The organism is Blautia luti, assembly GCF_033096465.1.
Lineage (GTDB): Bacteria > Bacillota > Clostridia > Lachnospirales > Lachnospiraceae > Blautia_A > Blautia_A luti.
Genome location: NZ_AP028156.1, coordinates 2,317,612 through 2,335,805 on the forward strand (window position 1 = coordinate 2,317,612; position 18,194 = coordinate 2,335,805).

The 18,194-nt window shown below is 42.1% G+C and carries 14 protein-coding genes and 2 riboswitches; of the genes, 2 read left to right on the forward strand and 12 right to left on the reverse strand.

Features of this window, described 5'->3' with window-relative positions; all coding sequences use genetic code 11:
* Nucleotides 1–25 precede the first annotated feature (25 nt).
* The 7 genes from R8695_RS10730 to R8695_RS10760 form a co-directional block, all read right to left on the reverse strand.
* Nucleotides 26–769, reverse strand: coding sequence for a DeoR/GlpR family DNA-binding transcription regulator (locus R8695_RS10730; RefSeq protein WP_118508721.1), 744 nt, complete (start codon nt 767–769; stop codon nt 26–28).
* 200 nt (nt 770–969) lie between these two features.
* Nucleotides 970–1,227 (reverse strand): HPr family phosphocarrier protein, encoded by a 258-nt coding sequence (locus R8695_RS10735; protein ID WP_154780484.1) that lies wholly within the window; start codon nt 1,225–1,227, stop codon nt 970–972.
* Between the two features lie 104 nt (nt 1,228–1,331).
* Nucleotides 1,332–3,245, reverse strand: a complete 1,914-nt coding sequence (locus R8695_RS10740; protein WP_154780485.1) for a PTS fructose transporter subunit IIABC — start codon at nt 3,243–3,245, stop codon at nt 1,332–1,334.
* A gap of 15 nt (nt 3,246–3,260) precedes the next feature.
* Nucleotides 3,261–4,172 carry a 1-phosphofructokinase gene (gene pfkB / locus R8695_RS10745; RefSeq protein ID WP_118508718.1) on the reverse strand — a complete coding sequence of 304 codons (912 nt, stop codon included), beginning with the start codon at nt 4,170–4,172 and terminating at the stop codon, nt 3,261–3,263.
* A gap of 365 nt (nt 4,173–4,537) precedes the next feature.
* Complete coding sequence (locus tag R8695_RS10750) at nt 4,538–5,953, reverse strand: alanine/glycine:cation symporter family protein (protein ID WP_118508717.1); 1,416 nt, start codon at nt 5,951–5,953, stop codon at nt 4,538–4,540.
* A 137-nt stretch (nt 5,954–6,090) separates the two neighbouring features.
* Nucleotides 6,091–6,222: riboswitch (glycine riboswitch) on the reverse strand.
* A gap of 9 nt (nt 6,223–6,231) precedes the next feature.
* Nucleotides 6,232–6,320: riboswitch (glycine riboswitch) on the reverse strand.
* 140 nt (nt 6,321–6,460) lie between these two features.
* Nucleotides 6,461–8,140, reverse strand: a complete 1,680-nt coding sequence (locus R8695_RS10755; protein WP_154780486.1) for an acyl-CoA dehydratase activase — start codon at nt 8,138–8,140, stop codon at nt 6,461–6,463.
* Entirely contained in the window at nt 8,133–9,404 is a 1,272-nt protein-coding gene (locus tag R8695_RS10760) for a 2-hydroxyacyl-CoA dehydratase subunit D (RefSeq protein ID WP_154780487.1), read from the reverse strand. The genes R8695_RS10755 and R8695_RS10760 overlap by 8 nt, the downstream gene beginning before the upstream one ends.
* Nucleotides 9,405–9,866: 462 nt before the next feature.
* Between R8695_RS10760 and R8695_RS10765 the strand changes: the two genes are divergently transcribed.
* Nucleotides 9,867–11,642, forward strand: a complete 1,776-nt coding sequence (locus R8695_RS10765) for an ABC transporter ATP-binding protein (protein ID WP_167829769.1) — start codon at nt 9,867–9,869, stop codon at nt 11,640–11,642.
* Nucleotides 11,639–13,405 (forward strand): ABC transporter ATP-binding protein, encoded by a 1,767-nt coding sequence (locus R8695_RS10770; protein ID WP_154780488.1) that lies wholly within the window; start codon nt 11,639–11,641, stop codon nt 13,403–13,405. Before R8695_RS10765 ends, R8695_RS10770 begins: the two co-directional genes overlap by 4 nt.
* Before the next feature lie 159 nt (nt 13,406–13,564).
* On the opposite strand, the gene R8695_RS10775 is transcribed toward R8695_RS10770, so the two are convergent.
* The 5 genes from R8695_RS10775 to R8695_RS10795 all read right to left on the reverse strand — a co-directional run bounded on the left by R8695_RS10775 (nt 13,565) and on the right by R8695_RS10795 (nt 18,185).
* On the reverse strand, nt 13,565–15,352 hold the full coding sequence (locus R8695_RS10775; RefSeq protein ID WP_154780489.1) for an aminopeptidase P family protein: 1,788 nt from the start codon (nt 15,350–15,352) through the stop codon (nt 13,565–13,567).
* 231 nt (nt 15,353–15,583) lie between these two features.
* Nucleotides 15,584–16,399, reverse strand: a complete 816-nt coding sequence (gene larE / locus R8695_RS10780) for an ATP-dependent sacrificial sulfur transferase LarE (RefSeq protein WP_118508711.1) — start codon at nt 16,397–16,399, stop codon at nt 15,584–15,586.
* A 124-nt stretch (nt 16,400–16,523) separates the two neighbouring features.
* The gene (locus tag R8695_RS10785; protein WP_154780490.1) at nt 16,524–16,733 is read right to left on the reverse strand and encodes a hypothetical protein; all 210 of its coding nucleotides are present in this window, start codon (nt 16,731–16,733) and stop codon (nt 16,524–16,526) included.
* Nucleotides 16,734–16,789: 56 nt separating this feature from the next.
* On the reverse strand, nt 16,790–17,443 hold the full coding sequence (locus R8695_RS10790; RefSeq protein ID WP_154780491.1) for a class I SAM-dependent methyltransferase: 654 nt from the start codon (nt 17,441–17,443) through the stop codon (nt 16,790–16,792).
* A gap of 40 nt (nt 17,444–17,483) precedes the next feature.
* Nucleotides 17,484–18,185: a transglutaminase-like domain-containing protein gene (locus R8695_RS10795; RefSeq protein ID WP_154780492.1), complete on the reverse strand. Its 702-nt coding sequence runs from the start codon at nt 18,183–18,185 to the stop codon at nt 17,484–17,486.
* Nucleotides 18,186–18,194: the final 9 nt, after the last annotated feature.

Below are 18,194 nucleotides of genomic sequence, written 5' to 3' on the forward strand. Positions count from 1 at the left end.
TGGCTCCCAACACTTTTTCCGTGAATTATTTTACCTTCAGGATATTTCTGCTCTCCTGATATTCCTCCGGAATCTCTTCTGTCAGGATCCGGGCATCCCGGAATTCGCCGAAAGTTACGGAGCTTACCTGACCGAATTTAGCTTCATCTGCAAGGATATAGACATCTTTACACTGTTTTATTGCTGTACTCTTGACGATTGCTTCATTGGTGTCCGGTGTGGTAAATCCCTCTCTTCTGGTGATTCCGTTAGTTCCGAAGAAGCCTTTTGTGAAATGATACATCTGGATCATCTGCATTGCCTGGCTGCCCACAACTGCTTCTGTAGAACTCTTCAGTTCCCCTCCGATCAAATAAACGTGAATTCCCATCTTTGCCAGAGTCTGGGCGTGGGATACTGCATTTGTGACAAAAGCAGCTCCTGTCCCTTCCAGATATTCCAGCATCAGACCGGTGGTGGTTCCTGCATCCAGGTAAACAAAATCATCCGGTGTGATCAGACTGGCTGCATATTTTGCTATTTTCTTCTTTTCTTCTTTATTTAATTCTGATTTCTGCGCTACGGTCGGTTCATAGGCAGTTACTTTATGATTTAACGCTACTGCACCACCGAAAACTTTGGTAAGTTTTCCCACTTTGTCCAGTGCAGTGATGTCTCTTCGCACTGTGGATTCTGATGCGTCCAGAAGTTCTCTCAATTCTGTTACGGTAATACTTTTTCTTTCTTCCAGAAGCTTCAAAATAATGTCATATCTCTGTTCTGTCAGCATATATTTCTGCCTCCATTGTATATTTACTCTGATATCTACGAATTGCTCCGTTGTTACGCAACTTCCGCAATCTTTGTTCCACTACAGTCAGGCAAAACGTGTGTCACCGGCACACTGCACCTGTATATCTCATTATAACAGAAACAGGAGATGAATGCATCATCTCCTGTCCGTTAGCTTCTTATATTTAATTCCGTGAATTACAGATTCTCATGCATGAATTTGCTTACTGTTTCATATGCTGCTTCTTCATCAGCACCTTCGATTGTAAATGTTACTTCATGGCCTTTCTTAACGCCAAGTCCCATCAGTGCAAGAAGTTTTCTGCAGTCTACTTTCTTGCCTTCTTTTTCGATTGAGATTTTGGACTCAAAACCTTTTACCAGTTTTACAAGTTCTCCTGCAGGACGTGCGTGAATTCCTTCGTTGTCTGTGATCACATACTTAAATTCTTTCATTTTGATATCCTCCATGTTCTTTATTTTTTCTTAATTCTTATATTTTATCTGCTGATTCTTTATGTCAGCAGTAATCAAGCCAAATGACTACCATACTTTACTGCTTATGCTACTTTCTTCTTTAACAGACCAAGCATAACTGCGGAAATTACTGTTCCCACAACCAGCGCCACAAGATACATGACTGCATTTCCAACAACAGGGAATACGAAAATTCCACCATGTGGTGCCATCAGTGTACAGTTGAAAGCCATAGAAATCGCTCCCGCTGCCGCTGATCCAATGATACAGGACGGAAGTACACGAAGCGGATCAGATGCTGCAAATGGGATCGCACCCTCTGTGATAAATGCAAGACCCATGATGAAGTTTGTAGGACCTGCGTCTCTCTCTTCTTTTGTAAACTTATCCTTAAACAACAATGTTGCAAGTGCGATCGCGCAAGGTGGTGTCATACCTCCGATCATAACTGCTGCCATAATATCATAGTTGCCAGCTGCAATTGCTGCTGTTCCAAATACATATGCTGCTTTGTTAAACGGACCGCCCATATCAATGGCCATCATTCCGCCAAGCACTATACCCAAAATCACTTTACTAGAACTTCCCATTCCTGTCAAGGCATTGTTCAGACCTGTGTTGATACCGCCCATGATCGGTTCTACAATAAATATCATTAAGAGTCCCATAACAAGGATTCCCACTACAGGATAGATCAGAACAGGTGCTATTTTCTCTAATGCTTCCGGAAGTTTGTCACATACTTTACGAAGTCCAAAAATAATATATCCTGCAGCAAAACCTGCGATCAGAGCTCCAAGGAAACCGGATTTGCCGTTTGCTGCCATCATACCGCCAACAAGACCAAGTGCAAGTGCAGGCCTGTCACCGATTGCCATGGCGATAAATCCTGCAAGGATCGGAAGCATAAAACCAAATGCTGTATCACCAATGTTCTTGAACAACGCTGCTGCCGGAGTAATGGTACCAAAGTTTGCTCTCTGGTCTGCCGGAAGTGCGCTTAAGTCTACGCTTAATCCATCGATCAGGAATGCGATCGCGATCAGAATACCACCGCCTACAACCAATGGAAGCATATGGGATACACCGTTCATCAGCTGTGTATAGATTTTATGACCTACGTTTCCGCCGGACCTGGCACTGGAAGCAGATGACTGAGAACCGGCTGCAGCGTGGTAGACCGGTGCATCCCCGTTGATTGCTCTCTCGATGAGCTGGTCAGCTTTGCTGATTCCGTCTGATACCTGACACTCGATCACTTTCTTGCCGTCAAAACGTTCCATCGGAACCTTGGCATCTGCTGCAACAATAATACAGTCAGCATCTGCAATCTCCTGATCCGTCAGTACATTCTTTGCTCCGCCGGATCCTCGTGTCTCAATCTTGACAAAACAGTTCTTTGCTTTTGCAGCTTTCTCAATTCCTTCCGCCGCCATGTAAGTATGTGCGATACCAGTCGGACAGGAAGTAACCGCAAGGATCTTTGCCTGTGTTCCTTCTGTCGATCCGGTATCTGCGAGTCTCTCATCAATATCTTTCTTTTCACTGTCTGCTCTGTCAATGATATCCATGAATTCATCTACAGAGGATGCATTGCGAAGAGATTCTGTAAATTCTTCATCCATCAGCATTACGGAGAGCTTGCTGAGCACATCCAGGTGAATGTTGTCCTCTGTATTCGGAGCTGCGATCAGAAATAATAAGGTTACAGGCTCATCATCCAATGCCTCGAACTCCACACCGTTCTTGATGACCATTGCTGCAAGTCCCGGTTTCTTAACTGCATCACATTTACCATGAGGAATGGCAATTCCATCGCCAATACCCGTAGTGCTCTCTTCTTCTCTCAAATATACCTGTTTGCGATAGGCTTCACGGTCGCTGATCTTATCACTCTTTACCATGAGATCAATTGCCATATCCAGGGTTTCTGACTTTGTCTTCGGAGCTGCGGTCAGCGATACGCTCCGTCTGTCAAGAAGATCTGTAATTCTCATCCCATTCTCCTCCTTTTATTTTTCAGTTACCTGGCGGTAAACTGCTTTAATCTCTTCTTCTGTAGCAAGATTCTCGGAAAATGCGCTTGCGCTTCCTGCTGCGATTCCCATATGAAAAGCATACTCATAATCTTTCTTCTCCATCCATCCGGCTACGAAACCGGCTACCATGGAATCTCCGGCACCTACACCATTTACAAGTCTACCTTTCGGAGCAGGTTCTTTAAATACCTGTCCATCCTCTGCTACCAGAACTGCACCTTCGCCTGCCATGGAGATCAGGACGTTTCTTGCACCTTTTCCCTGAAGTTTCTTTCCGTATGGGATCACATCTTCTCTTGTCTTTAATTCTGCACCAAAGATTTCTCCCAGCTCATGGTTATTTGGTTTTACTAGGAATGGATGATATTTCAGGACATTGACCAGCAGATCTTTTGTCGCATCAACAACGATCATCACACCTTTTCCATCCAGTCTTGCCATAATCTGTTCATACATGTCATCCGGCATGGAAGATGGAATGCTGCCTGCCAGGAAAAGTACATCGCCCTCTCCAAGCTCATCCAGTTTCTTCATCAGCTCCTCTACTTTATCTCTGCTGATCACCGGACCCGCTCCGTTGATCTCGGTTCCATCGATAGATTTCAGCTTCACATTGATTCTGGAAACTCCCTCACTGATCTGGATGAAATCGGATTTCACCCCCATCTCCTGTAATCTGCGGATAATCTCTTCTCCAACAAATCCTGCGGTAAATCCAAGCGCTGTATTCTCAATTCCCAGATTCATCAAAACTGTGGAAACATTGATTCCTTTTCCACCCGGAAGCATCAGCTCTGAGCTTGTTCTGTTTGTCAGTCCCAGTTTAAAATCATCTACGGAAACGATATAGTCCAGAGACGGATTAAAAGTTACTGTGTAGATCATCTCATCTTTCCCTCCCATTTATATTTGTCATGCTTTATCTGCATGTTCGTGACTGTTTTTTGTTTATGGTCTTAGTATACTGTCATATTCGTTCAAAGTCAATCATACTAATTCATAAAATTCATGAGTGATTTTGGTTGAGATTGCACAAAAATCACTCATTATTTTCCATTTCATCCAAACTCAGTCATTTCTTATCATACGTCAATCATTGCCTGCAAGGCTGACGGATATTCACAACCTGTATTCGCCATCTGTCCATAGCCAGATTATATCCAGGCAGAAAAAAATCCTCTGACCGGGATATTAACTCCACAATCAGAGGATTCTCTGTTTTCCATTATTTTATTACGTTTTATAATTCTTTACATTTTGTGCTTCTTTGCATCAAAGAATGTCTTTGTTTCTTTTACAATCACACCGCTCAGTGCAAACAGTGCGATCATATTCGGAATTGCCATCAGTCCGTTGAAGATATCTGCGATAGTCCATACTGCACTTACGGTCATGTACGGTCCGATAAATACTGCAAGAATGTAAAGCCAGCGATATGTAAGGATTGTTTTTTTATGTCCATGTGTCAGATATTCCAGGCATCTTTCACTGTAGTAATCCCATCCAAGGATTGTCGTGAATGCGAAGAATACCAGACAGATCATTAATACAAATGCGGAAACCTGTCCAGGAAATGGAAGTCCGTGCTGGAATGCATAAGTAGTTACCTGCACACCTTCTATACCTTCTACCTGCCATGCACCTGTCAGTACAATGGAAAGACCTGTCATTGTACAGATTACGATAGTATCAATGAATGTACCTGTCATACTTACAAGTCCCTGACGTACAGGCTCTTTTGTCTGAGCTGCTGCCGCTGCGATTGGTGCACTACCAAGACCAGCTTCATTTGAGAAGATACCACGTGCAACACCCTTCTGCATGGCAACGATCATAGAACCTACCACGCCACCAGTAATAGCTGACGGATTAAAGGCTCCTTTTACAACTGTTACAATAGCTGCCGGGATTTCTGTAATATTTAAAATGATCAGTGTAATACTGAAGATCAGATAGATAACTGCCATAAACGGTACAATGATCTGGCTGACTGTTGCGATTCGTTTCAGACCTCCGATCAGGATCGCTGCAACACATGCTGCAAGGATCAGGGAGGAAATTACAACTGCCCAGGAATATTCTCCAAGGAACGGGATATTTACGCAGTTTGATTTGTTTGGATCAAAAAAGTTCTGAACTGCACTGGAAATACCATTTACCTGACTGAAAGTACCGATTCCGAAAAGGCCTACACATACACCAAAGAATGCAAAAATCTTTGCAAGCCATTTCCATTTCACTCCCATACCTTTTTCAATATAATAGAAAGGACCGCCAAGGCTGTGACCATCTTCTGCTACCACACGGTATTTAACTGCCAGAAGACCTTCGGAATATTTCGTTGCCATTCCAAAGAATGCTGCAAGGATCATCCAAAATAATGCTCCCGGACCACCTGCACAGACAGCAGTTGCAACACCGACGATATTACCGGTACCGATGGTCGCACTCAATGCTGTACATAAAGCTGCGAAACTGGAAATCTCACCGTCGCCTTCTTCTTCGTTCTTAAACATCCATTTCAGTGCAAGAGGGAGTCTTCTCATCTGAAGAAGTCCAAGTCTGACAGTTAACAAAATACCACCTGCCATGATCAAGGCCATAAGGGGCACACCCCAGACGAGATTGTCTACAGTAGATAAAAATGAATTGATCGCTTCCCACATAATAATAAATCTCCTTTTTCTTTTAAAAAGTGTAATATATTGTACAGCTGGGAAACAAAGTAATAACAGACCGTTTCAAAAATTAGAAAGTTCAGAAAATACTGTTCATATCTTTCATATGAATCAGCGGGGATGATAAAGCATCCTCTGTCCTTTTGCCTGAGAGATTCAAGACACGGGTCGTATAACCATTTGTCGGCGGTTATAGATCATCCATGTTATTTGCACCTTCGGCCCCCGATCTAACGGGTGTCTCCAGAGAAACGATCCATTTGCAGTTCTTCCCTGCGTCCAGGGAACCTGAGAGTTTTACTCCTTCGGCGGGTATAGCCTCTTTGTGTGGCTTCCACTTTCCTGCAAACTTCACCTCGTTAATTTGCTGTTACTGCGATATACTATATCTCTTAATTTTGAACTCGTCAATAGAAATTTAAATTTTTATAAAAAAATATAAAATTCCCGGGATTTCAGTTTTCCAAAATCCCGGGATATTTAAAAAAATAATTGTTACGCATTCACCATATCAACAGCAAACAACGCTGCACCAAGCGCACCGCAAAGCTGTGCCTTATCACTGATCACCAGTTTTGTTCCAAGCTTTTCTTCCAGAGTTTTTACCAGACCTTTGTTCTTGGATACGCCACCTGTCATCATGAATTTCTCCTCGCCGCCTACACGTCTGGTAAGAGCTGCAGTCTTTACAGCTACCGCTTTATTCAGTCCATGGACGATATCATCTGTCGCTTTATTCTGTGCGATCAGAGATACAACCTCAGATTCCGCAAAAACAGTACACATACTGGAAATAGTAATATCCTCTTTAAATTCCAGACCACATTCACTCATCTGATCCAGACTCATTTCCATGGTACGTGCCATCATTTCCAGGAATCGTCCGGTACCTGCCGCACATTTATCATTCATGACAAAGTTTGCAACTGCACCATTCTCATCCAGACGGATGACCTTACTATCCTGTCCGCCGATATCAATGACTGTACGGACTTCCGGATTCAGGAAGTGTGCACCTCTGGCATGACAGGTAATCTCTGTGATACTCTTATCACCACTCTTAATAGCAGTACGTCCGTATCCAGTAGTGACCAGCGCGTCAATATCTTCTCTCTGCAGATCAGCCTGCTTTAACGCTTCTGCCAGTGCACGGTCCGCACCAATGGCAGCCCCTGCACCTGTAGGCAGAATAATGCTGGTAACAATCTCATGTTCTTTATTTAAAATAACCACATCTGTACTGGTAGAACCGCTGTCAATTCCTGCGAAATAGCCTTTTCCCATTTTTTTCTCTCCTTTTGTGTCTCCCTCTATGGTCTGCTCCAGTGTATCAGGCTGGATACTCTCTGCAAAAGCTTCCAGTCTGGTAAGAAGCTGACCGCTGCTTTGAATGGTATAATCTGATTCAATCTTTAAAAGAGGTACATCTGTATGATTCTTGATATCTGCATATTCAAAACTATAGAAATCACAGAACTTTACAGTATGATAGATAATTCCCGCAACAGACGGATCATTATAAAGTTTCTTACGGCCTGTCGGATCCATCATACGCATACATGGGATCTGTCCCAGGATCTCCCCTGCATACCAGTCCATCAGTTCATCAAAGGAAGCGTTCTCCGGTGGAAGCACATTTCCTACAGAACGGTTATGTACACAGGTATCATTCTCCACGGGAAGAGGTATTGCTTTACTGGTCATTTCATATAATTCCTGTCCCATTCTGGCTCCAAGCACAGCAATATGCGGTTTCGTAATCTTCTCAGGTGCATGAAAAGCTGCCCGGAATTTATCCGCATCAAACTCCGTGCCTTTATACTTTGCATAAGCCTTTGCCAGACCTTTCAGCTGTACTGCCATTCGTTCCCTGCTGCAGGCACTGTCACAGTGAAGCACATCCAGAATATACAGAAAATCCAGCTTTCCACTTTCCAGAAGAATATCATACACACTCCGGATCGTATCACAGCAGCTTACCAGAACAAGCTCCTTAATCTTTCCTTCCATGACTCCTTCCAGAAGTGTTTTTCCAAATCCACAGATATTCGGATGAGAAACCTGATCTGCCAGGTCAAAGCCATCCGGCATATGGTTAAAGTTCTCGCATTCCCCGCCAAGAGATTCCAGAAGCTCGATCGGGGTATATTTACAGACATAATATGTTTTATTCATTTTCTGCACCTCCCAGCATTTCCAGAAAAGCTCCCAGTCTGGTGGATGTCTGCCCATCTCCTCCATGGCTTCTGTCACAGCCGTCACCGTCCAGGATCAGAAGTGGCAGACCGACTTCTTCGAATTTTTTCTTTGCAAGCTGGGCAGCACCAAGGGTATGCTTACAGCCCCAATGTCCAAACCACACCGCACCATCAGCACCTGCCTGTTTTGCATGACGAATTCCAGCTTCGATTCTTCTCAATGCACTTCCATTCAGCGAATGATATACCATTCTTCTTGCCATAGCTTCAAACGGTTTTTCAGGATCAAAATCCGGCTCACAGGTTTCTGCAAGTTCACAGCCCACGATCTGGGCTTTCTCACTGAAGCAAAGTTCCTGTTTTACTGCATCAGACCAGAACGGAATGGTATGCATCCAGTAAATATGCTTGCCCTTTGCTGCAGGTGCTTTCTTAATATCCTCAAGAAGCATCTGGGTATATTTCTCCTCTTCTTCGGTTCCAAGCAGGATATTATTTGTCATTCCCGCATACAGCGGCGTAACCAGATCTGACGGTACATATCTGTCCGCACGCATCTGCTGGTATTTTTTATAATTCTCCAGAGTCCGCTTGCTGCATGCAAGACGGTTCTTCAACGCATCCTCAGAAATTGTTTTTCCTGTATGCTTTTCCAGAAATATTTTCAGTTCTTTTAACTGATCTGCTACGTACTGTACATTCTCCTCATTCGGCTGCCACGGTACGTCAATAGCAAATGCAGGTACCTGGTAAAAATCAGCAAGTGTACGAAAAGTCAACAGATTAGCATCGCAGGTTAAATTAGTATAAACAATACATTTCGGCTTCGGAAGCAATCCTTTCTGCGCTGCGCCAAGGAATGTCTTGTGATAACTGCACAATGTCTCTGCAATTCCCTGATTTTCTGCCTGCTGCAGAAATGCTCTCTCTGCTTTACTTGCAGAAAGATAGCAGGAAAATCCCTCTACATTATAAGGATGTAATCCTACTTCCTCCATCATTTCGCAGGGTGTAAAAATACTTACAATAACAGAATCCTCCGGTTTCTGAAGCGGACGCAGCATGGTGTCCATCATCAGATTTGCAAGATGTCTGTCTGCAGGCATCAGTCTTTTATCCTGCATAAAGCGAAACTTCAGATTCTGCGCATCCCAGCCCGTTTTTAACAGCCAGCGGGCATTCTCCGGCTTTGTGTTAGTCAAATTTTCCACATAATGACCAAATGTCTCGATAATCTGCATAATTTTCTTCCTCATTATGGTAATAATAATTTATCAGTTTTCGGCGCATCATTTTCATACAAAGAAATCATTTTCATTATAATATTTGATATTCAAAATAAAACAACGCTATGGAATATTTTAGTGATATCTTTTTTCGAAGTCAAGCAAAATCTTTTCCAAAAATTACCCGTTTTTATACATTCTTCTTGACAAAAAAGTTTCAAATGATACACTTTTGAATGTATTATTTTTCACGAATGGAAAAATTAATAATATAGGATAGCAGTGTCAAAAGGTCAGAAAATCGTTCATGCTTGCATGATAAGACTTTTGAACTTGGGACCCGCCAAACATAAGGAAGTAGCGATTTACGAAGTAAATCAGCGGATTCCGAATGTTTGTAGAATTGTAAGAGCTGCTTTCGCAGCGGAACAATTCGTAGATATCAGTAAAATAAAGAAAGGAAGGAATTTAAAAAAAGTGCGTTCATTAGCAGTTTATTTAAAGGACTACAAAACAGAAAGCATTCTGGCGCCATTTTTTAAATTTCTGGAAGTTGTATTCGATCTGATCGTGCCGATCATCATTGCACAGATCATTGATGTTGGTATCGCCAACCATAACAATGGATACATCGTCCAGAGATTTTTTCTGCTTATTTTAATGGCAGCCTTTGGTCTTACCTGCAGTTTTACGGCTCAGTTCTTCGCAGCAAAAGCCAGCGTAGGTTTTGCTACCAAATTAAGACAGGCCGTTTACGATCACGTACAGCATCTGTCTTTCACAGAGCTCGACACTCTCGGAACAGATACACTGATCACCAGACTTACCGATGATATCAACCAGGTTCAGAACGGTCTGAATATGGGACTTCGTCTTCTTCTTCGAAGCCCGTTCATCGTACTGGGATCTATGGTCATGGCATTTACCATTGACTTCAAATGTGCACTGGTATTCGCCGTCGCCATCCCGTTTCTGTTTCTGGTTGTCTTTGTCATCATGTTCCTCAGTATACCACTGTTTAAGAAGGTACAGGGAAAACTGGATACTGTTACAGGACTGACAAGACAGAACCTGACAGGTGTACGTGTAATCCGTGCATTCTGCCGTGAGAAAGAAGCAGTTCAGGAATTTGATACCCGCAATGATGAACTGACAAAGTTAAACCTCTTTGTCGGAAGACTTTCTGCTTTATTAAATCCTGTTACTTATGTACTGATCAACATTGCAACCGTTATCCTGATCCAGAAAGCCGGCGTTGAAGTAAACTTAGGCAGTATGCATCAGGGACAGGTTGTTGCCCTGTACAACTACATGGCTCAGATGATCGTAGAACTGATCAAACTTGCATCCCTGATCATTACCTTAAACAAATCCGCAGCATGCGCAGGACGTGTGGCAGATATCCTGAAAGTAAAATCTACTATGGATTATCCGGCAGCTACTGCTGTTTCTGCTGCTTCTTCTGATGATGCAGTTGTATTTGATGATGTTACCTTCGAATACAGCGGAGCCGGCGCACCAAGTCTTTCACATATCAGCTTCTCTGTTAAGAAAGGTCAGACAGTTGGTATCATCGGAGGTACAGGAAGCGGTAAAACCACTCTGGTCAATCTGATCTCCAGATTCTACGATGTAACCAAAGGAACTGTACTTCTGAATGGTCAGAACATCGAGAACTATAAAAGAAATGACCTCCGTTCCAGAATCGGTGTTGTTCCGCAGAAAGCAGCCCTCTTCAAAGGCACGATCCGTGACAACATGAAATGGGGATGTGAAGATGCCACAGACGAAGATCTCTGGCAGGCACTTACTACTGCCCAGGGAAAAGAAGTGGTAGAGGGGAAACCAAGACAGCTTGATTTTGAGCTGGAACAGAACGGAAAGAATCTCTCCGGCGGTCAGAAACAGCGACTCACGATTGCCCGTGCACTGGTAAAGAAACCTGAAATCCTGATCCTGGATGACAGCGCCAGCGCACTTGACTTTGCAACAGACGCTGCGCTGCGTAAATCTCTCAACAGACTTGACTGGAACGCAACCACATTCCTGGTATCCCAGCGTTCTTCCAGTATCCAGCAGGCAGATCTGATCCTTGTCCTTGACAATGGGAATCTGGCAGGCAAAGGAACACATGCTGAGTTATTGCAGACCTGCGAAACATACCGTGAGATCTACTTCTCTCAATTCCCTGAAGAGAGAGCAAAATACGCCTCTGCACCTGCAGGTGGTAAAATAACGGAGGTGACAGTATGAGCAAAGTAGCATCAAACGATTCAGCAAAAGGAAAAAGTTCAGAAACCTTTTTCAAGGTACTTCATTTCATCGGAAGATACCGTTTTCTGCTGATCCTCAGTATCGTACTGGCAGCAATCTCCGTAATCCTGCAGTTATATGTACCGATCCTGTTCGGTAATGCAATCGACCAGATTGTTGCTGAACATCAGGTTAATTTTGAGATGATGTGGTACTATTTGTCCCGGATTCTGGTAATGGTCATTCTATCTTCTGTTGCCACCTGGCTTATGAATGCCATTAACAACCGTATAACCTATCAGACTGTAAAAGATATCCGAGCAAAAGCAATCCGCCATATTCAAAAACTTCCACTGTCCTACCTTGATGGACACAGCACTGGTGACATTATCAGCCGTGTGATCGCGGATGCAGATATCCTCTCAGATGGTCTGTTGCTTGGATTTACCCAGCTGTTCTCAGGAATCGTAACAATCATCGGAACTCTGATCTTCATGTTCTCCAAGAACTTCTGGATCACACTGATGGTCATTGTCCTGACACCATTAAGCTTCCTGGTAGCGAAATTTATTTCCTCTCATACCTTCCAGATGTTCAGAAAGCAGAGTGAGGCTCGTGGACGTCAGACTGCACTTATCGAAGAAATGATTGGAAACCAGAAAGTTGTTCAGGCTTTTGGATATGAGGATAAATCTTCTGAACGTTTCGCAAAGCTTAATGAAGAATTACAGGACTGCAGCCAGAAAGCTGTTTTTTACAGCAGTCTGACTAACCCATCCACACGTTTCGTAAACAATGTGATCTACGCATGTGTGGCACTGGTCGGTGCTTTCATTATTCCTGGCGGCAAGCTGACAGTCGGAGGACTTTCCGTACTCCTCTCCTATGCCAACCAGTATATGAAGCCATTCAATGATATCAGTTCCGTTGTTACAGAACTTCAGAACGCACTTGCATGTGCAGGCAGAATCTTTGATCTGCTGGAGGAAGAACCGGAAGTTGCAGAAGCTTCTGATACACTGGAAAATGTAAAAGGTGAAGTAGCTATTAAGAATGTATGCTTCCACTATGATGAATCCAAGAAACTGATCGAGGACTTCAATCTTCATGTAAAACCGGGTATGCGCGTTGCTATCGTAGGACCTACCGGATGCGGTAAATCAACATTTATCAACCTCCTGATGAGATTCTATGATGTAAATGCCGGATCTATCTCTGTTGACGGCAAGCCAATCAGAAACATTACCCGCCATTCTCTCAGAAACAGTTATGGTATGGTGCTTCAGGAAACCTGGATCAAGAACGGAACTATACGCGATAATATCTCTATCGGAAAACCGGAATCTACAGATACCGAGATCATTGAAGCAGCAAAACTTACACATAGCTGGGAATTCATCCAGCGTCTTTCTAAGGGACTGGATACTATGCTCAATGAGGACAGCTTAAGTCAGGGACAGAAACAGCTTCTGTGTATCACACGAGTTATGCTCTGCCTGCCTCCGATGCTGATTCTGGATGAAGCTACTTCCAGTATTGATACCAGAACAGAATTGCAGATTCAGGAAGCATTTGAACGAATGATGGAGGGAAGAACAAGCTTTATCGTTGCCCATCGTCTCTCTACTATCCGTAATGCGGATCTGATTCTTGTTATGAAAGATGGAAGTATTATTGAACAGGGTACACATGATGAACTAATCGCTAAAGGTGGATTCTATCATACTCTGTACAATAGTCAGTTTGCTAAAGTTTCTGAATAACAGGATTTAGTAACTGCATTTAACCTAATTAAGATCTAAATTAAGACAATAAAAAAGAACTGTTGTAATTCCTATATTCCATACATCATCTCTTCTATGATGTACAGAATTCATCGGAATACAACAGTTCTTTTTTATCTTAGTATCAAATTTGGTTGATCAGATTGTTCTTGTAGCTTCTTTCAGCCATACTCTCTCATCTTCATCCAGATACGGAGAAATCTTTTCGTATACCTGTGCATGATAGTTATTAAGGAGTTCTCTCTCATGTGCAGTCATCTGTTCCGGAACTACGGCATCAAGGTCAAATGGTACCATAGTCAGGAATTCAAAGTACATAAACTGACCATATTCTGTTTTTTCAGCTTTTTTGCATACGATCATATTCTCATGGCGGATTCCAAATCCATCCTCAACATAATATCCAGGCTCATCCGATGTGATCATACCCTCTTCCAGAACTGCCGTATTTCCCGGAACAATTTTCCAGCGGAAGTTATTTGGTCCTTCATGAACATTCAGCAGATAGCCAACTCCATGTCCTGTTCCATGATTGAAATCCTTTCCCAGTTCCCACAGAGGACCACGCGCCAGACAATCCAGGTTTGCACCTGTGCATCCATAACGGAACTTCGCATTTCCCAGATTCAGCATACCACGTAAAACTGCAGTAAAGAATTTCTTCTCCTCATCCGTCACAGATCCCATCACGATCGTACGTGTAGTATCTGTGGTTCCTTCATAATAGTTTCCACCTGTATCTGCAAGCACAAAACTTCTTGGTTCGATCGGAATATCTGTTTCCGGTGTTGCAAAATAATGAACAATCGCAGCATGTTTTCCATAGGAAATAATCGGATCAAAACTGTTGTCAATAAAGTTCTCCTGCTGTGCGCGGAAACTGTACAGTTTCTCTTCTGCACTTAATTCTGTGATCGGGATCTTACCTACATTCTTCTTCAGCCAGTAGATAAATTTCGTAAGTGCAACACCATCTTTAATATGTGCAATACGCTCATTCTCTACTTCCACCGGATTCTTGATCGCTTTCGGAAGAAGTGTCAGGTTCTCTTCATCAAGGATCTTAACCCCTGCCGGAATATTGCTTACCAGACGGCTGTTGGCTTTCTGTTTGCAGAGAAGCACTGTCATGTCTTTTTCAAATGTTTTTACATATTCATAGATACTGTCATATGGAAGAAGTGTCACGCCATCCTTTGTCAGTGCATCCAGAACTTCTGCTGGAAATGCTTTCTCATTGGCAAACAGCTTGATTGCTTTCTGTGTCATTATCAAATAAGACAATACAACCGGACAGCAATGTACATCTCCGCCTCGGATATTTAACAGCCATGCAATGTCATCCAGAGAAGTCAGTACAAAAGTATCTGCCTCTTTTTCTTCCATTGCTTTGCGGATCCTTGCAATTTTATCTGTACGGGATTCTCCTGTCCATTTAATATCCAGCTCCATAACAGGTTCGCAGGAAAGCGCCGGACGATTTTCCCATATGTCGCCTACCAGATCATAGTCTACACTGAGAGATACACCGTTTTTATCAAGAATTTTCTCCAGTTCTGACGCTTCTTTTGCGCTGATGGTACGTCCGTCAAATCCCAGACACATTCCCTGCGTCAGGTTCTTTTTCAGAAATTCATGGATTGTCGGAACTTCCGGCTCTCCCATTTTAAATAATGTGATTCCTGTTCCTTCCAGCTGATTGGCTGCCTGGATAAAATAACGTCCATCTGTCCATAAGCCTGCCATATCCTGCATGATCACTGCGGTACCTGCAGAACCATTAAATCCGGTGATATATTTTCTGCATTTAAAATACTCTCCTACATATTCAGAACCATGAAAATCATCTGTAGGAATCAGATATGCGTCAATTCCCGTCTCTTTCATGCGTGCATGAAGTGCTGCTACTCTCTCTTTTACTGTCATTTGCTTTTACCTTTAAGGCTGCTGCCTGCAGTCTTTCCTATCTGCATATAGTATAAAAGAGCGGCTACAAATATATGCAGCAGCCCTTTCTCTATTTATCAGTGTAATAATATCCCGGATATTTGTCAACTGATTTGTTTATCATCTACGTTCACTTTTATAATCGTTGATATATTGTATACCCCAATTTTCTATAAACTCTGTAGAAAATTGATTTTCGACTTTTCACTATTACTCTAATGTTTTCTTCTCAAGAGTCTCATTCATGCTTCCCATACGATATCCAAGAATATCCATGGTCACATAAGTAAATCCATACTCCTTAAATTTCTTCGCGATATCCTCACGGACATTTTTCTCCAGAAGTTTCGGGAATTCCTCCGGCATGATCTCGATCCTTGCAAGTAATCCATGAATACGAACACGAACCTGATGGAATCCATAGTCAAGTAAAAGCTGCTCTGCTTTCTCAACCATTCCAAGTTTCTCTTCACTGATGGTCTCTCCATACACAAATCTGGAAGACAGACAGGCAAAAGACTGTTTATCCCAGGTCGGTAGTCCCAGTTCTTTGGAATACTCTCTGATCTCTGCTTTTGTCAGTTTCGCTTCACGTAACGGACTTTTAACACCGAGTTCCTTTACCGCGATCAGACCCGGTCTGTAGTCGCCGTTATCATCCATATTGGAACCCTCTACAATGTATTCAATTCCATTCTCTTTCGCAATGTCACCGATCTTCTCAAACAGCTCTTTCTTACATAAGTAGCATCTGTTCGGCGGGTTCTGGGAAAATCCTTCAATCTCCAGTTCTTCAGACTGGCAGATCACATGCTTAATACCCTCTTTCTCGCAGAACGCTTTCGCTTCATTCAGCTCTCTTTTTGGAAAAGAACAGGACTGTGCTGTGATCGCGATTGCTTTATCTCCCAGCACATCATGTGCTACTTTTAATAAAAATGTAGAATCTACCCCGCTTGAGAAAGCAACTGCTACGCTGCCAAGTTCTTTGAGGTATTCTTTTAAATATTCCAGTTTATTTTCCATGGTGGTTAACCTCCTGATCATTCTTCTTACCATTTCGATTAATCATATCATTAAAGTAGGGTTTAATGTCAAGAGTTTTTATTATATAAACCCTTCAATATTTTCATTATTTTGGTATTAGTGATCAACGTGTAGACTTCGCTTTCGGATAAATCTGTTTCATTCTGACATCGTCAAAACGTGTATCCACCCATTGTTCTACCTGATTTTGCGCCTTAACTCCCTGTACACGCTGATCATAACGTATCAATGCCACCGCAGAAACAAGCATATTACAGCACATAAATATTGTCAGGATCCAGGTAATGATCTTGCCTATAATCCATTTAGACAAAAATAAAGTTCCAGACTTATTATCTGAAACTTTATTATAAATCCAGCATCATTGCATTACTTCACACAACGGAAATATACCATAGAACCGTCAACATGGATATCCGTTTCTTTATATAGTTTTTGAAGGATATCTCTCAGCTCTTTCTCCGTCTGAAACGGTGGAGAAAACCACCCTTTCTTTGCAAGAATATTTTTTACCAGCCAATCTGTCCGTTTCGATTTTCCCCTGATATAAAAACAGGCAATGAAATCGCCGCCTGGTTTCAAAACACGCCCTATTTCATAAAATGCTTTTTGCTTATCAGGAAATGCATGAAAACCATTCATACTGACAACGGTATCAACAGATTCATTCTCCATTTGCAGGTTCCCCACATCCCCCTGAATACATTTGATATGCGCATGACTACCAAGTCTTTTTCTGGCTTGTTCAAGCATATCCATGCTGTAATCAATACAAGTAATATGTGCATTTTTCAGAGAACTCCATTTGTTTTCCGTAAATACAGCAGTTCCAACCGGAACATCAAGAAGATTTCCTGAAAAGTCATCAGGAACATATGATAAAACTTTTCGTGCTATATCATTATCATCAGTGCCACTCCAAAATAACTTAATATACAGTTTGCTGAAAATATTTCTTTGCGTAAGAACATCGTCATATATATTTTTTGATGTTTCATAAGCATTTTGTATTTTGTCTGCCATATTACCCTCCAAATTTAATTTTAATTCTAAAAGCTTAAAACTATCGTTCTCTAATCTTCCTGACATTACGATTCATGAGGTGTCTTCCAATATGTCTATAAGCAAATGCTTTTAAGGCTGAAATTTCTTGATGATGTTCCTTCAACAGTTCATCTGGACAATCATAAACACCAAAATCCTGATTGATTCCCTCGCTCTGAATATAAGTATTGTTCCTATCAAACTCAATAATGAGATTTCTGAAATCCTTGACTGCTACTCCATAACCGCAAAATGCACCTGTACATTCCGAATTTTGTTCCTGTAACTTCTTTATGTAGGTTTTATCCAAAATGAAAGCTTCCAGTTCGTACCACTGATTTTCGAAATTAATTTCTACCCAGCTATGGAAAATACTTTTTGGAGCATTACAGTAAACAAACCCGGTCATAGCCCCTTTCTGCAATCTTTTATCAATCGTAAAACCATGTACTCTGCATGGAATATTGCAGGCACGTAAAAGTGCCATAAATAAAGTTCCTTTTGTATTACATTGTCCATAACCATCTGCAAGTACTTTTGAAGCTGAAATTCCGTCATCAATATTATATCCAAATAAAACATCATCTCTTACATAGTTGTAGATTGCCTTAATCCTTTCAAATTCACCCATTTCCTTCCATTTCATATTTTGAATAAGCTTTTGAATTGTCGGATTAGAAAAATCAACCATTCGTGTTTCCCTAAGATACTTATCTTTCATTTCCTATCG

What these genes read in the sequence shown, in the direction of transcription:
- R8695_RS10770 (WP_154780488.1), top strand. Translation starts at nt 11,639, where the DNA reads ATGAGCAAAGTAGCATCAAACGATTCAGCAAAAGGAAAAAGTTCAGAA.
- R8695_RS10790 (WP_154780491.1), bottom strand. Translation starts at nt 17,443, where the DNA reads ATGGCAGACAAAATACAAAATGCTTATGAAACATCAAAAAATATATAT.
- larE (WP_118508711.1), bottom strand. Translation starts at nt 16,399, where the DNA reads ATGGAAAATAAACTGGAATATTTAAAAGAATACCTCAAAGAACTTGGC.
- R8695_RS10760 (WP_154780487.1), bottom strand. Translation starts at nt 9,404, where the DNA reads ATGCAGATTATCGAGACATTTGGTCATTATGTGGAAAATTTGACTAAC.
- R8695_RS10775 (WP_154780489.1), bottom strand. Translation starts at nt 15,352, where the DNA reads ATGACAGTAAAAGAGAGAGTAGCAGCACTTCATGCACGCATGAAAGAG.
- R8695_RS10755 (WP_154780486.1), bottom strand. Translation starts at nt 8,140, where the DNA reads ATGAATAAAACATATTATGTCTGTAAATATACCCCGATCGAGCTTCTG.
- R8695_RS10750 (WP_118508717.1), bottom strand. Translation starts at nt 5,953, where the DNA reads ATGTGGGAAGCGATCAATTCATTTTTATCTACTGTAGACAATCTCGTC.
- R8695_RS10740 (WP_154780485.1), bottom strand. Translation starts at nt 3,245, where the DNA reads ATGAGAATTACAGATCTTCTTGACAGACGGAGCGTATCGCTGACCGCA.
- R8695_RS10730 (WP_118508721.1), bottom strand. Translation starts at nt 769, where the DNA reads ATGCTGACAGAACAGAGATATGACATTATTTTGAAGCTTCTGGAAGAA.
- pfkB (WP_118508718.1), bottom strand. Translation starts at nt 4,172, where the DNA reads ATGATCTACACAGTAACTTTTAATCCGTCTCTGGACTATATCGTTTCC.
- R8695_RS10795 (WP_154780492.1), bottom strand. Translation starts at nt 18,185, where the DNA reads ATGAAAGATAAGTATCTTAGGGAAACACGAATGGTTGATTTTTCTAAT.
- R8695_RS10735 (WP_154780484.1), bottom strand. Translation starts at nt 1,227, where the DNA reads ATGAAAGAATTTAAGTATGTGATCACAGACAACGAAGGAATTCACGCA.